13 protein-coding genes, 4 tRNA genes and 1 other RNA gene are annotated in these 12,535 nt (G+C 53.5%); 12 read left to right on the forward strand and 6 right to left on the reverse strand.

Going from position 1 to position 12,535, the window contains the following annotated elements; all coding sequences use genetic code 11:
- Positions 1 to 333 precede the first annotated feature (333 nt).
- Together AC6I8X_RS14205 and AC6I8X_RS14210 are read left to right on the forward strand one after the other, a co-directional pair.
- Positions 334 to 1,122, forward strand: coding sequence for a formate/nitrite transporter family protein (locus tag AC6I8X_RS14205; protein ID WP_313689976.1), 789 nt, complete (start codon positions 334 to 336; stop codon positions 1,120 to 1,122).
- A gap of 111 nt (positions 1,123 to 1,233) precedes the next feature.
- Complete coding sequence (locus AC6I8X_RS14210) at positions 1,234 to 1,587, forward strand: YfeC-like transcriptional regulator (protein WP_084876212.1); 354 nt, start codon at positions 1,234 to 1,236, stop codon at positions 1,585 to 1,587.
- Between the two features lie 60 nt (positions 1,588 to 1,647).
- On the opposite strand, the gene gltX is transcribed toward AC6I8X_RS14210, so the two are convergent.
- Positions 1,648 to 3,069: a glutamate--tRNA ligase gene (gltX, locus tag AC6I8X_RS14215; protein ID WP_497840002.1), complete on the reverse strand. Its 1,422-nt coding sequence runs from the start codon at positions 3,067 to 3,069 to the stop codon at positions 1,648 to 1,650.
- A gap of 273 nt (positions 3,070 to 3,342) precedes the next feature.
- On the opposite strand from gltX, the gene AC6I8X_RS14220 reads away from it, so the two are divergent.
- The 6 genes from AC6I8X_RS14220 (at position 3,343) to AC6I8X_RS14245 (ending at position 4,400) form a co-directional block, all read left to right on the forward strand.
- A tRNA-Val gene (locus tag AC6I8X_RS14220) sits at positions 3,343 to 3,418 on the forward strand.
- Between the two features lie 38 nt (positions 3,419 to 3,456).
- Positions 3,457 to 3,532, forward strand: a tRNA-Val gene (locus AC6I8X_RS14225).
- Positions 3,533 to 3,573: 41 nt separating this feature from the next.
- Positions 3,574 to 3,649, forward strand: a tRNA-Val gene (locus AC6I8X_RS14230).
- 4 nt (positions 3,650 to 3,653) lie between these two features.
- A tRNA-Lys gene (locus tag AC6I8X_RS14235) sits at positions 3,654 to 3,729 on the forward strand.
- A gap of 31 nt (positions 3,730 to 3,760) precedes the next feature.
- A non-coding RNA gene (locus tag AC6I8X_RS14240) (RtT sRNA) lies at positions 3,761 to 3,897 on the forward strand.
- 152 nt (positions 3,898 to 4,049) lie between these two features.
- Positions 4,050 to 4,400 carry a FlxA-like family protein gene (locus AC6I8X_RS14245; protein WP_313689478.1) on the forward strand — a complete coding sequence of 117 codons (351 nt, stop codon included), beginning with the start codon at positions 4,050 to 4,052 and terminating at the stop codon, positions 4,398 to 4,400.
- Here the strand turns inward: AC6I8X_RS14245 and AC6I8X_RS14250 are convergent.
- Positions 4,397 to 5,317, reverse strand: coding sequence for a LysR family transcriptional regulator (locus tag AC6I8X_RS14250; protein WP_299455142.1), 921 nt, complete (start codon positions 5,315 to 5,317; stop codon positions 4,397 to 4,399). The genes AC6I8X_RS14245 and AC6I8X_RS14250 overlap by 4 nt on opposite strands.
- Before the next feature lie 99 nt (positions 5,318 to 5,416).
- Between AC6I8X_RS14250 and AC6I8X_RS14255 the strand changes: the two genes are divergently transcribed.
- Positions 5,417 to 6,421 (forward strand): bile acid:sodium symporter family protein, encoded by a 1,005-nt coding sequence (locus AC6I8X_RS14255; RefSeq protein WP_313689474.1) that lies wholly within the window; start codon positions 5,417 to 5,419, stop codon positions 6,419 to 6,421.
- Between the two features lie 30 nt (positions 6,422 to 6,451).
- Here the strand turns inward: AC6I8X_RS14255 and AC6I8X_RS14260 are convergent, their stop codons facing one another.
- The 3 genes from AC6I8X_RS14260 to zipA form a co-directional block, all read right to left on the reverse strand.
- Complete coding sequence (locus tag AC6I8X_RS14260) at positions 6,452 to 6,670, reverse strand: DUF3820 family protein (protein WP_084876217.1); 219 nt, start codon at positions 6,668 to 6,670, stop codon at positions 6,452 to 6,454.
- Between the two features lies 1 nt (position 6,671).
- Positions 6,672 to 8,690, reverse strand: a complete 2,019-nt coding sequence (ligA, locus tag AC6I8X_RS14265; RefSeq protein ID WP_497840003.1) for an NAD-dependent DNA ligase LigA — start codon at positions 8,688 to 8,690, stop codon at positions 6,672 to 6,674.
- 74 nt (positions 8,691 to 8,764) lie between these two features.
- Positions 8,765 to 9,745 (reverse strand): cell division protein ZipA, encoded by a 981-nt coding sequence (gene zipA / locus AC6I8X_RS14270; RefSeq protein WP_497840004.1) that lies wholly within the window; start codon positions 9,743 to 9,745, stop codon positions 8,765 to 8,767.
- 228 nt (positions 9,746 to 9,973) lie between these two features.
- Between zipA and cysZ the strand changes: the two genes are divergently transcribed.
- Both cysZ and cysK read left to right on the forward strand, forming a co-directional pair.
- Positions 9,974 to 10,732 (forward strand): sulfate transporter CysZ, encoded by a 759-nt coding sequence (gene cysZ / locus AC6I8X_RS14275; RefSeq protein ID WP_299455127.1) that lies wholly within the window; start codon positions 9,974 to 9,976, stop codon positions 10,730 to 10,732.
- 140 nt (positions 10,733 to 10,872) lie between these two features.
- Positions 10,873 to 11,844 (forward strand): cysteine synthase A, encoded by a 972-nt coding sequence (gene cysK / locus AC6I8X_RS14280; protein WP_299455125.1) that lies wholly within the window; start codon positions 10,873 to 10,875, stop codon positions 11,842 to 11,844.
- 3 nt (positions 11,845 to 11,847) lie between these two features.
- Here cysK and AC6I8X_RS14285 read toward each other — a convergent pair whose 3' ends face one another.
- Positions 11,848 to 12,123 carry a hypothetical protein gene (locus AC6I8X_RS14285; protein ID WP_299455122.1) on the reverse strand — a complete coding sequence of 92 codons (276 nt, stop codon included), beginning with the start codon at positions 12,121 to 12,123 and terminating at the stop codon, positions 11,848 to 11,850.
- 110 nt (positions 12,124 to 12,233) lie between these two features.
- On the opposite strand from AC6I8X_RS14285, the gene ptsH reads away from it, so the two are divergent.
- Entirely contained in the window at positions 12,234 to 12,491 is a 258-nt protein-coding gene (gene ptsH, locus AC6I8X_RS14290) for a phosphocarrier protein Hpr (RefSeq protein WP_007889063.1), read from the forward strand.
- Positions 12,492 to 12,535 lie beyond the last annotated feature (44 nt).

The raw sequence follows: 12,535 nt of genomic DNA on the forward strand, positions 1-12,535 counted from the left end.
GAAAAAACCGCCGAGTCACCTCGACGGACGGCATAATATGAAACCCATTCCTGGGTGTCAACGTCAAATTTCGGTTCTGTGTTCAATCGCTGAAAAAGGCGGCAAACCCGCGCCGCACTGGCTTTTTTTTCATCATCGCCGGGCTTTTGCCAGATATCCCCCTTCTCCCGTTCACAACCCACGAGGTTAACCATGCGTTAATCATGTTAGGAGAAATCTTGTTTTCGTTAAAAGGGAGTGTAAACTTAGCGCGCTAATTAACCGGTCACCGACCAGGGTTTAACCTTTTGCCGGTTTGCACCTTCCCTTTGCCAATAGAAGAAAAGTGAGTTTATGTCGCTGCATACACCCAAAGAGATCGCCCAGCTGGCGATTCAGTCTGGCGTGGTAAAAAGCCAGTTATCCGTTTCAACCTTATTGATTCTCGGCTTTATGGCCGGTGCATTTATTGCCACCGGTTTTCTGCTCGATCTTCATGTAATTAACCAACTCCCGGCCGACTGGGGTTCCTTCGGTGGACTGCTCGGCGCGGCAGTGTTCCCGGTGGGACTGATTCTGACGGTGCTGGCCGGTGGTGAACTGCTGACCGGCAATATGATGACCATGCCGATTGCCTGGTTCGCGCGTCGCATCAGCGGTTTTAGCGTGCTGCGTAACTGGTTCTGGGTCACCATTGCTAACTTTCTCGGCAGTATGGCCGTGGCCTGGTTCTTTGGTCATATGCTCGGCATGACCGAAGGTGATTACCTGAAGAAAACCGTCGCGATTGCTACCGCCAAAGTGAATGCCGACTTCCTGCATGCCTTTATCTCTGGCATCGGCTGTAACTGGCTGGTGTGCCTCGCCGTCTGGCTGGCCTTCGCCAGTAAAGATGTGGTGGGAAAAATTTTCGGCATGTGGTTCCCGGTGATGGCATTCGTCGCGATTGGCTTCCAGCACGTGGTAGCAAACATGTTTATCGTGCCTGCCGCGATTTTTGCCGGACAGCTTAGCTGGGCTGAATACCTGCCGAATTTCGTTGCGGTGTTCCTCGGCAACGGGGTTGGCGGTGCGATTTTTGTCGGCCTGACCTACTTCATCGCCTTCCGTCCTGCACAAGCGGCGGCAACCGAAGCCTCTTAATCGATTTATGCCTTTTGCCGGATGGCAGGAGGCATTTTCCTTCGTGATTACTTTTTCCTGTAACGTTTTGTTGTAATATGTAGAGCTAATGTATTTAACAGGGAAAGCGTCGTGAAAAAGGAATGGCTAACACCCGAAGAACTCGCGCTGGAAACGGGCTACAGTCGGCAGACTGTTAACAAATGGATTAAACGCGAAAACTGGACAACCACGCCCAAGCCCGGTGTACAGGGCGGTAAGGCGCGATTGATCCATATCGATGAACGCGTGAAAAGCTTTATCCAATCCACCCGCCATGCGAACGAACCGGCAGCTCATTACGGTGCACAGCAAAATACGTTACCTGCGTTATTAATAAATTCTGTCCAGCAAATGACAGCAGCCGAACAGGAACAACTGGTGGCGCTTCTGCTACGGGAAGGGATCCGAGGCGTGTTACAACGGCTGGGAATTCAGGAAAAATAAAAAAGCCGGGAGCAGATGCTTCCGGCTTTTTTTATGCCTGTCAGAGGTTAGCGCAGAACATTATGCCTGAGCTTCGCGCTCGGCAATAAAGGCCAGCGCTTTTTCGATACGTGCCACGCTGCGGCTGCGGCCAATAGCCTGGACAGTCACATCCAGCGCCGGAGACTGACCCGCACCGGTCACGGCAACGCGCAACGGCATACCGACTTTGCCCATCCCCAGCTCCAGTTCATCGGCAGCGCTTTGAATGGCGTGATGCACATTCTCTGCGGTCCAGTCGTTGTCGCTGATGGCCGCCAGTTTGTCACGTACCACTTCCAGCGGCTGACGCGCAACCGGACGCAGATGCTTCTTCGCAGCGTCAGCATCAAAGGCATCGAACTCTTCATAGAAGTAACGGCAGGATGCCGCAATCTCTACCAGAGTCTTACAACGCTCGCCCAGCAGGGTAACCAGTTTCGCCAGTTCCGGACCGGTACGGGTATCGATGTTCTGCTGTTCAATATGCCATTGCAGATGCGTCGCCACATATTCCGGCGGCAGGGTATTAATGTAGTGATGGTTCAGCCACTGCAATTTTTCAGTATTGAAGGCACTGGCCGATTTGCTCACCGCATCGAGGGTAAACAGTTCAGTCATTTCCGCCACGCTGAAGATTTCCTGATCGCCATGTGACCAGCCCAGACGCACCAGATAGTTGAGCAGCGCTTCCGGCAGGTAGCCATCATCACGATACTGCATCACCCCTACCGCGCCATGACGTTTGGACAGCTTTTTACCGTCATCACCGAGGATCATTGATACGTGCGCGTACACAGGAACTTCAGCACCAATCGCTTTCAGGATGTTGATCTGACGCGGCGTGTTGTTGATATGGTCTTCACCACGGATAACGTGGGTGATACCCATATCCCAGTCGTCCACCACCACACAGAAGTTATAGGTCGGCGAACCATCGGTACGACGAATGATCAGGTCATCCAGCTCCTGGTTGCTGAACTCAATCGGTCCACGAATCTGATCATCAAAAATGACAGAGCCATCCTGCGGGTTGCGGAAACGCACCACACAAGGTTCGTCAGCAGCATGATGTTCATGGCTGTCGCGGCAACGGCCGTCGTAACGCGGCTTTTCACCCTTCGCCATCTGTTCTTCACGCAATGCTTCCAGGCGCTCTTTGGAGCAGTAACATTTATAAGCAGTGCCAGCCACCAGCATCTCATCGATCACCGCGTTGTAGCGATCAAAGCGTTTGGTCTGGTAGTACGGACCTTCGTTCCAGTCGAGGCTCAGCCAGTTCATGCCATCCATAATGGCTTCGATGGCTTCCGGTGTGGATCGCTCCAGATCGGTATCTTCGATACGCAGAACAAATTCGCCCTTGTTATGACGAGCATAAAGCCAGGAGTAAAGAGCAGTACGAGCACCGCCCACATGCAGATAGCCAGTGGGGCTGGGTGCGAAGCGAGTTTTGATTTTCATTCAGCATTGCCTTAAATGCGCGGAGGTTCGTTGTCTGGATGACAAAAAACAGGTTAACGCGAAAAAACAGTGGGCATATTCTAGCAGCTGACCGTTATTCCTCAATGATTGTCGCGGTGGGTACTGCCGGAGAGAGCCAGTTTTCTGCTAATAAAACCAGCACATTGGCTAAAAGCCCTGCAGGATGTTTAATTTTAAAGCGAACGCACATTTATGTTTTAAAAAGCGTTGACTCACTTCGAAGGATCCCTATAATGCGACTCCACACAGCGGGGGTGATTAGCTCAGTTGGTAGAGCATCTCCCTTACAAGGAGGGGGTCGGCGGTTCGAGCCCGTCATCACCCACCACTCTCAAGGTGGCCCGCAGTGAACAAGAGATAAGATATGGGTGATTAGCTCAGTTGGTAGAGCATCTCCCTTACAAGGAGGGGGTCGGCGGTTCGAGCCCGTCATCACCCACCATATCTTAGTCAGATGACACTCTTGTTAAGTAGTACCGAAGTGGGTGATTAGCTCAGTTGGTAGAGCATCTCCCTTACAAGGAGGGGGTCGGCGGTTCGAGCCCGTCATCACCCACCACTTCGGGTCGTTAGCTCAGTTGGTAGAGCAGTTGACTTTTAATCAATTGGTCGCAGGTTCGAATCCTGCACGACCCACCAATGTAGAAAGGCGCCCTAAAGGCGCCTTTTTGCTATGCCTGCAAAGTGCAGGATGAGAACCTGCTGCAGGTTCGACTGAATCGCCGGGAGCGATTCAGGCTGATGCGTCAGCATCACCCGCAGGGCGAGGCCCCGGATGGGCCGAGGCACATCCTGCACGACCCACCAATGTAGAAAGGCGCCCTAAAGGCGCCTTTTTGCTCTGCGCGAAAACCTCGTCGCCCCTTTGCAAATTCCTTTCGCAACCTTAACACTTTGTGCCCTCATGTGATTTTATCCCCTTGCCGATAACGACTGTGAACTATTGCAAGGAGAAAACCATGAGTACCATTTCAAGTGTGTCCAGCAGTGTCAGTAGTAGTAGCAGCACCGGCAATACCTCACAAATTGCCAGCCTGAATAAACAAATCCAGAGTCTCACCACAGAACTCAAAGATCTGTCCAGTGATGACACCCTGACTGATGAGCAAAAATCAACGCAGGAGCAAATGATTCAGTCGCAGATTCAGATGATTGAGGCGCAGATCACGCAAATCGAGCAGCAGGCGACGCAAAAAGCACAGCAACAGCAGGAGCAGCAGCAAAAGCAAGATACCTCCTCCTCCACCAGCACCAAGGCAGATGGAATCAACCGTCCTACCGATACTAATCAAATCAACGTTTACGTTTAAAACGCCGGTTTGAGGGAACGTTGTTGCGTCAGCAGCTCTGCCTGCTGACGCACTTCCTGCCAGATGGCCTCTGCCGCAGGTGTCAGCGAGCGGTTTCTGCGCTTAATCAACATCAGGCTGCGATTGATTTCAGGATACAGCCGCCGCACCGTCAGTTTCCGTCCGGAAGGCAACGGTAACGCCAGCGCCGGTAAGATACTGATGCCAATTCCTGCCTCAACCATCGGATACAGCGTCGCCGGGTGACCAATCTCCTGCACCACATTCACCGCAATCGACTGCTGCTGCAAAGCGGCATCAATCAGCGCACGGCTGCCGGAGGCATAATCCTGCAACACCATCGTTCGCCCCGCTAACATCGCCCATTGCGGCTGAGTATCCTGAGCCAGCACATCATCTTCCCGACATAGCAGCAAAAATGGTTCATTCATGATGGTCTGATAATCAAAATCGCTATCGCTGATCGGCCCAATAATCAGGCCAAAATCGACCTCCGCGTTACGCACGCTTTGCAGCACCCATTGCTGGGCACGATCATGCAGAATCACGCGAATGTCTGGATAGTGTTGCTGACAGCTGGCGAGGCATTGTGGCATCAGATGGGCAGACGGTGTCTGGCTGGCAGCGACCCGTACCGTCCCACTGCGTTGTTCGCCATAGCTGCGCACATCCTGCACCGTGGTGTTTAGCTCCTCCAGCAGCCGCTCAAGCCGCGTTGCCAGTTGCTGCCCGGCCTCGGTCAGTTGCACTTCACGGGTGGTACGATCCAGTAACCGTACTCCCATCTCCGCCTCCAGCTCTTTAATACTGTGGCTGACCGCCGACTGGCTAAGGCCAATCACCTGCCCCGCCTGGCTGAAGCTGCCGTACTTCGCAACCGCGACAAAGGTGCGCAACTGGCGTAACGTGTAATTCATCGATAGCGCTCATAGATTGATGCAATAAATCAATTTTATTTCTAAACCCAGCTAGCGCACAATCAGCAACATCATTTTTTGCTTAACCGGATTGTAACAATGGGATTTTTACGACTCGACCCGATGATGGTCAAACTCATCATCACCGTGCTGCTGGCCAGCTTCTTACCGGCCAAAGGCGGGTTTGTCGATTTCTTCGAATGGCTGACCACCGCCGCCATCGCCCTGCTGTTCTTTATGCATGGCGCTAAGCTGTCACGCGAAAAAATCATCGCCGGTAGCAGCCACTGGCGGCTGCATTTATGGATTATGTGCAGCACCTTTGTGCTGTTCCCGATCCTCGGCCTGTTGCTGGTGTGGTGGCATCCGGTTGATGTGGGCACCGATATCTATACTGGCTTCATTTATCTGTGTATTTTGCCTGCCACCGTGCAGTCGGCGATTGCCTTTACCTCGATGGCTGGCGGTAACGTCGCCGCGGCGGTATGCAGCGCCTCTGCCTCCAGCCTGCTGGGTGTTTTTGTCTCACCGCTGCTGGTTAACCTGGTGATGAATGTGCACAGTGATGCACCGAGCAACGGTCTGGAGCAGATTGGCAAAATCATGCTGCAATTGCTGGTGCCTTTTGTGCTGGGTCACATCTCACGCCGCTGGATTGGTGGCTGGGTAGAAAAACATCGTAGCCTGATTGGCAAAACCGATCAGACCTCGATTCTGCTGGTGGTTTACTCTGCCTTCAGTGAAGCGGTGGTTAACGGCATCTGGAATCGTGTCGGCGTGGATACCCTGCTGTGGATCCTGGCGGGCAGCCTGCTGCTGCTGGTGGTGGTTCTGCTGATCAACCTCGGAGCTTCACGTCTGTTCGGCTTCAAACGTGCTGATGAGATTACGGTATTGTTCTGCGGATCGAAAAAGAGTCTGGCAAACGGCGTGCCGATGGCCAATATCCTGTTTCCGGCCAGCAGCGTGGGGATTATCGTGCTACCGCTGATGATCTTCCACCAGGTACAGCTGATGGTCTGTTCATTCATCGCACAACGCTATAAAACCAGCAACGAAAAACACCTGGCGCAGCAGCAACAGGCTGAAGCACAAAAATCCTGATAAAAAGGCCCGCATGCGGGCCTTGTTCTTTTATTCACTGCGTTTCAGCGGCTTCACCAGACCTTCCAATCCTTCGATCTTGATCGCCAGCGTTATCTGCATCAGCTCCCCGAGTTTACCGGCGGGAAACTCACCGCCACGGGCAAACCACAACAGATACGGCTCTGGCAGGTCGATCAGCATTCTGCCTTTGTATTTGCCAAATGGCATCGGCGTGTTGGCGATCTCAATCAGCTGCTGCTTTTCCATATCAGGCTCCGAGCAGGCGAATCATCTCTGCTTCGTCAATCACCGCAATGCCCAGTTCCTGGGCCTTCGCCAGCTTAGAACCTGCGGCTTCACCGGCAATCAACAAGTCGGTTTTCTTCGACACGCTACCGCTGACTTTAGCACCCAGCGCCGTTAGTCGCGCCTTCGCATCATCACGGTTCATCTGCGACAGCGAGCCGGTTAATACCACAGTTTTGCCAGCGAACGGGCTATCAATTTCTTCAGCATTGACCACTTCAACCTGCGGCCAGTGTACGCCCATCTGTTCCGTCAGCTCGCGGATAACCTCACGGTTGCTTTCCTCATCCATAAAATTACGTACGTGGCTGGCGACCACTTTGCCGACATCCTGTACCGCGATCAGCGCATCCAAATCAGCATCCATCACCTTTTCCAGCTCGCCGAAATGGTTTGCCAGGTTAGCGGCCGTGGCTTCCCCGACTTCACGGATGCCGAGTGCATAGAGGAAGCGTGGCAGCGTGGTGAATTTGGCTTTCTCCAGTGCATCGACCACATTCTGCGCCGACTTCGGCCCCATACGGTCCAGCCCGGTGAGTTTACCCGCCGTCAGACGGAACAGGTCGGCAGGGGTTTTGACGTATTCTTTTTCCACCAGCTGGTCGATGATTTTGTCACCCATGCCATCAACATCCAGCGCGCGGCGCGATACAAAGTGCTTCAGCGCTTCTTTGCGCTGGGCACCGCAAATCAACCCACCGGTACAGCGCGTTACTGCTTCGCCTTCGACACGCTCAACATCAGAACCACATACCGGACAGTGGCTGGGGAACACGATTTCACGCGTATCGTCCGGACGCTCGGATTCCACCACATTCACCACCTGCGGGATGACATCGCCTGCGCGACGAATCACGACTTTGTCGCCAATACGCAGCCCGAGTCGGGCGATTTCATCGGCGTTATGCAACGTCGCATTGCTGACGATCACCCCGGCGACCTGCACCGGCTCCAGACGCGCCACCGGCGTGATGGCCCCGGTACGTCCTACCTGAAACTCAACATCGCGCACAAAGGTCAACTGCTCCTGGGCGGGAAATTTGAACGCTACGGCCCAGCGCGGTGCACGTGCGACAAAGCCCAGCTGCTCCTGCAATGCCAGCGAATCGACCTTGATAACCACACCATCAATATCAAAACCCAGCGTGGGGCGATCCTGTTCAATCTGACGATAAAATTCCAGCACCTGATCGGCATTGTTAGCCAGACGGACACGGTTGCTGACCGGTAAGCCCCAGGCTTTAAACTGCTCCAGACGCCCAAGGTGGCTGGCCGGCATTTCACCGCCTTCCAGCAAGCCAAGACCGTAGCAGAAAAAAGTCAGTGGACGCTTAGCGGTGATACGCGGATCGAGCTGACGCAGTGAACCTGCGGCCGCATTACGCGGGTTGGCAAAAACTTTGGCTCCGGTGCGACGCGCTTCCTCATTGAGTTTTTCGAAACCGCTTTCCGTCATAAAGACTTCACCACGGACTTCAACACGCGCCGGAATGTTATCACCACGCAGACGCAGCGGAATCGCATGAATGGTACGCACATTGGCGGTGATATTTTCCCCGGTAGTGCCGTCGCCACGGGTCGCGGCACGCACCAGTACGCCCTCTTCATACAGCAGGCTCACCGCCAGACCATCCAGCTTGAGCTCACAGCAGTAGACCAGATCATCGCTGCTTTTCAGACGATCCTGAACGCGTTTGTTAAAGGCGAGGAAGCCCGCTTCGTCGAAAGTATTATCCAGCGACAGCATTGGCACTTCATGGCGTACCTGGTCGAAAGCTGCCAGTGGCTCAGCACCCACACGTTGCGTCGGCGAATCCGGCGTGACCAGATCGGGATGCGCTCCCTCCAGCTCACGCAGCTGCGCCATTAATCGGTCATACTCTGCATCCGGGACTTCCGGCGTATCCATCACATGGTAGAGATATTCGTGGTGACGTAACGTGGTGCGCAGCGCGGTGATCTGCTCCTGAACCGATTTCATAGTGCCTCATCCGATAAAAAACCCCCGACAGGCGGGGGTTATAAGTAGAGATTTTTTGATGCCTGTGCAGGTTATCAGCCGATAACCTCACGAATACGCGCTTTGTAGGTTTCCAGCTTTTGCGGCGTCATCATACGACGCTCATCATCCAGCACCACGCCACCCACGTCATCCGCGATGCGTTGCGCAGATTGCAGCATCAGTTTGAAGTTCTGATTCGCATCCCCGTAAGACGGCACCATCATAAAGATAGAAACGCCAGGGGTGCTGAAATCGCCCATCTCATCCGGATTGAACGAGCCAGGCTTCACCATATTGGCCAGGCTAAACAACACCGGGCCACTGCCTGCCGGGCTGAGGTGGCGATGGAAAATATTCATTTCACCGAACTGGAAGCCTGCCTGCAGAATCCCCTGCAACAACGCTTCACCATTCAGTACGCCACCCGCATGGGCAGCAACATGCAGTACCAGCACTGCTTCTTTCTTACTGCCAGCTGCAGCAGGCTGCGGCTGTTTTTCTTCATGGACAACCGGCGCAGCGACATGCGGCTCAGGTTGTTCTGCAGCCTGGAATTCAGGTGCCGGTTGTGTGGCGGCGAGCGGATCCTGATCCAGCAACGGATCGGCCTGAATCGGCTGAGGCTGCGGTGCCGGTCGTGCCACTGGCGCTACCGGCGGCTCAGGCTGCTGGCGCACTTCAGGCTCCGCATCAAACAGCGGATCACGCGCAACTGGCGCTTCCTGACGCGGTGCAGGCTGACGAACAGGTTCCGGCGCACGCGGCGCGCTGGCAGGCTTCTTATCCGGATAGCCACCAAACTCAGGTTCATCGTGCGTGTCATGATCGCGACGAACACGAACTTCGCCGACGCCTTCATCATCGTCGCTCAGCAGATCATCATCCGCTTCTTCGCGTTGTTTCAGACGTTTGTGCGGGCGATCGCGAAACACAGAAGAGCGCTCTTTACGGCTGGTCCACAGTCCGTGAAGTAGCAGCGCTATTATGGCGATCGCGCCAACAACGATTAATATCAGACGCAAATCCTGCATCATTGTATTCTCTGTTGTTCCAATACCTTGCCACCACGGCAAACTTTACCCTCTAACTGTATTTGCCCAGCTACACAAGTGCAAGTCTGTGCAGTATTTTCTGACAAATAAGATAGCTCCCCCACGCTTTTTTGCTGTTTTTTCGCGCAAAGCGACCCGGTTGCCGATAAAAAGCCAGGAAAAGCCAGGTTATGATGTTTGCGCCCGCACACATATGGAGAAAGGCCCGTTATGCCCGCTGAGAATTCGGTCTCATCATTTAATGGTATTCATTACTTCGCCGAGGGATGGAAACTGGTGCGTCTGCCTGGCATTCGCCGTTACGTCATCATCCCCCTGCTGGTCAACATTCTGCTGCTGGGTGGTGCCTTTATCTGGCTGTTTAAGCGCCTGGGGCTTTGGATTCCGCAGTTCATGGCACACATTCCAGACTGGCTACAGTGGCTCAGCTATCTGCTATGGCCACTGACCGTGATTTCGATTGTGCTGATATTCAGTTACTTCTTCTCCACCATTGCCAACTTAATTGCTGCCCCCTTTTGTGGCCTGCTGGCGGAGCAATTGGAAGGACGTTTAACCGGAAATCCGCTGCCCGATAGCGGCTGGGTTGCCATGCTGAAAGACGTCCCGCGCATCATGAAACGTGAAATACAGAAGCTGGGTTACTATTTGCCACGCGCATTTGGTCTCCTGTTGCTCCACTTTATCCCGGGCTTTGGTCAAACCGTGGCACCACTTTTATGGTTTCTGTTCAGCGCCTGGATGTTGTCAGTGCAATACTGCGATTATCCCTTTGATAACCACAAAGTGAGTTTTGCCCGCATGCGCAGTGCGTTACGCCAGCATAAAACCGCCAATATGCAGTTTGGTGCGCTGGTGAGCCTGTTCACCATGATCCCGATTGTCAATCTGGCCATTATGCCGGTCGCTGTATGTGGTGCCACGGCAATGTGGGTGGATCGTTATCGCCTGCAACATCAGCGTCATTAATCCATCAAAGAGCCTTATGCTTTTTTGCATGGGGCTTATGGTTGTGGGCTATATAGATATACGATTTCTTTCCTTCCGCACTCAGGCAGAAAAGGTATGCTCTGAGGGTTCCCAATATTTCATACAGTTAAGGACGAGCTATGAGTAAGATCTATGAAGACAACTCGCTGACAATTGGTCATACGCCGCTGGTTCGACTGAACCGCATCGGTAACGGCCGCATTCTGGCGAAGGTCGAGTCCCGTAACCCGAGCTTCAGCGTCAAATGCCGTATCGGTGCCAATATGATTTGGGACGCAGAAAAACGCGGCATCCTGAAACCTGGCGTAGAACTGGTTGAACCCACCAGCGGTAACACCGGTATTGCCCTGGCCTATGTGGCAGCAGCGCGTGGTTACAAGCTGACGCTGACCATGCCGGAAACCATGTCGATCGAACGTCGTAAGCTTTTGAAAGCGCTGGGTGCCAATCTGGTGTTGACCGAAGGTGCGAAAGGCATGAAAGGTGCCATCGCCAAAGCGGAAGAGATTGTTGCCGGCGACCCGGATAAATTTGTCCTGCTGCAGCAGTTCAGCAACCCGGCTAACCCGGAAATTCATGAAAAAACCACCGGCCCGGAGATCTGGGAAGATACCGATGGTGCCGTGGACGTGTTTATCGCCGGTGTCGGTACTGGCGGCACGCTGACCGGTGTCAGCCGCTACATCAAAAACACCAAAGGGAAGAAAGACCTGATTTCGGTGGCAGTCGAACCCACCGATTCCCCGGTGATCGCTCAGGCGCTTGCTGGTGAAGAGATCAAACCGGGTCCGCACAAAATTCAGGGTATCGGTGCTGGCTTCATCCCAGGCAACCTTGACCTGAAACTGGTTGACCGGGTTGTTGCCATCACCAATGACGAAGCGATCAGCACCGCACGTCGTCTGATGGAAGAAGAAGGCATCCTCGCCGGTATCTCCTCAGGTGCAGCCGTCGCCGCCGCGCTGAAGTTGCAGGAAGACGAAGCATTCGCCAACAAAAACATTGTGGTGATCCTGCCGTCCTCTGGCGAGCGTTACCTTAGCACTGCGCTTTTTGCTGATCTGTTCACCGAAAAAGAGCTGCAACAGTGACGGTCAAAGTCTGAAAGTGGCGAAAAAAGCACCCGAATGGGTGCTTTTTTGTGGCTCAGATCTCACTTTTACCACCTGGCAGATTGCTTTCAGTGACGAGGGTCTGGTATTTAAGCAGCCAATTATTTCGATGCCTGAAATTAATCGGGCTTTGAAGTGGATCAAGCTGAATCGATTTACTGATTTGGCGATACGGCGAATCACGGCATAATGGGCAGATGGAGCGATCATCTCTGCTTTTGATCCTTCACCTGAAATGACGCTCTCATTCATGCGCATTTTTTGGTCATCTGTGATGCCTGACCCGCGCACCTACACAGGCTAAAGTTACGGCTCCAGGCTAGACTTTAGATCCATAACACCAAACCTGATAAAGTTGGGGAAATAGAATGTTCCAGCAAGAAGTTACCATTACCGCACCGAACGGCCTCCACACTCGTCCTGCAGCTCAGTTCGTTAAAGAAGCCAAGGCTTTCCAGTCAGAAATCACCGTGACTTCCAATGGCAAATCCGCCAGCGCGAAAAGCTTGTTCAAACTGCAGACACTGGGTCTGACTCAGGGTACGGTTGTTACGCTGTCTGCCGAAGGTGAAGATGAGCAGCAAGCGGTTGAACACCTGGTAAAACTGATGGCTGAGCTGGAGTAATCCGCTCAGTTTGTAACTAAACCGACTCCTTTGCCCCATTGAGT

The sequence above is a fragment of the Pantoea sp. X-Soil-TKNS-1280 genome, assembly GCF_059730475.1.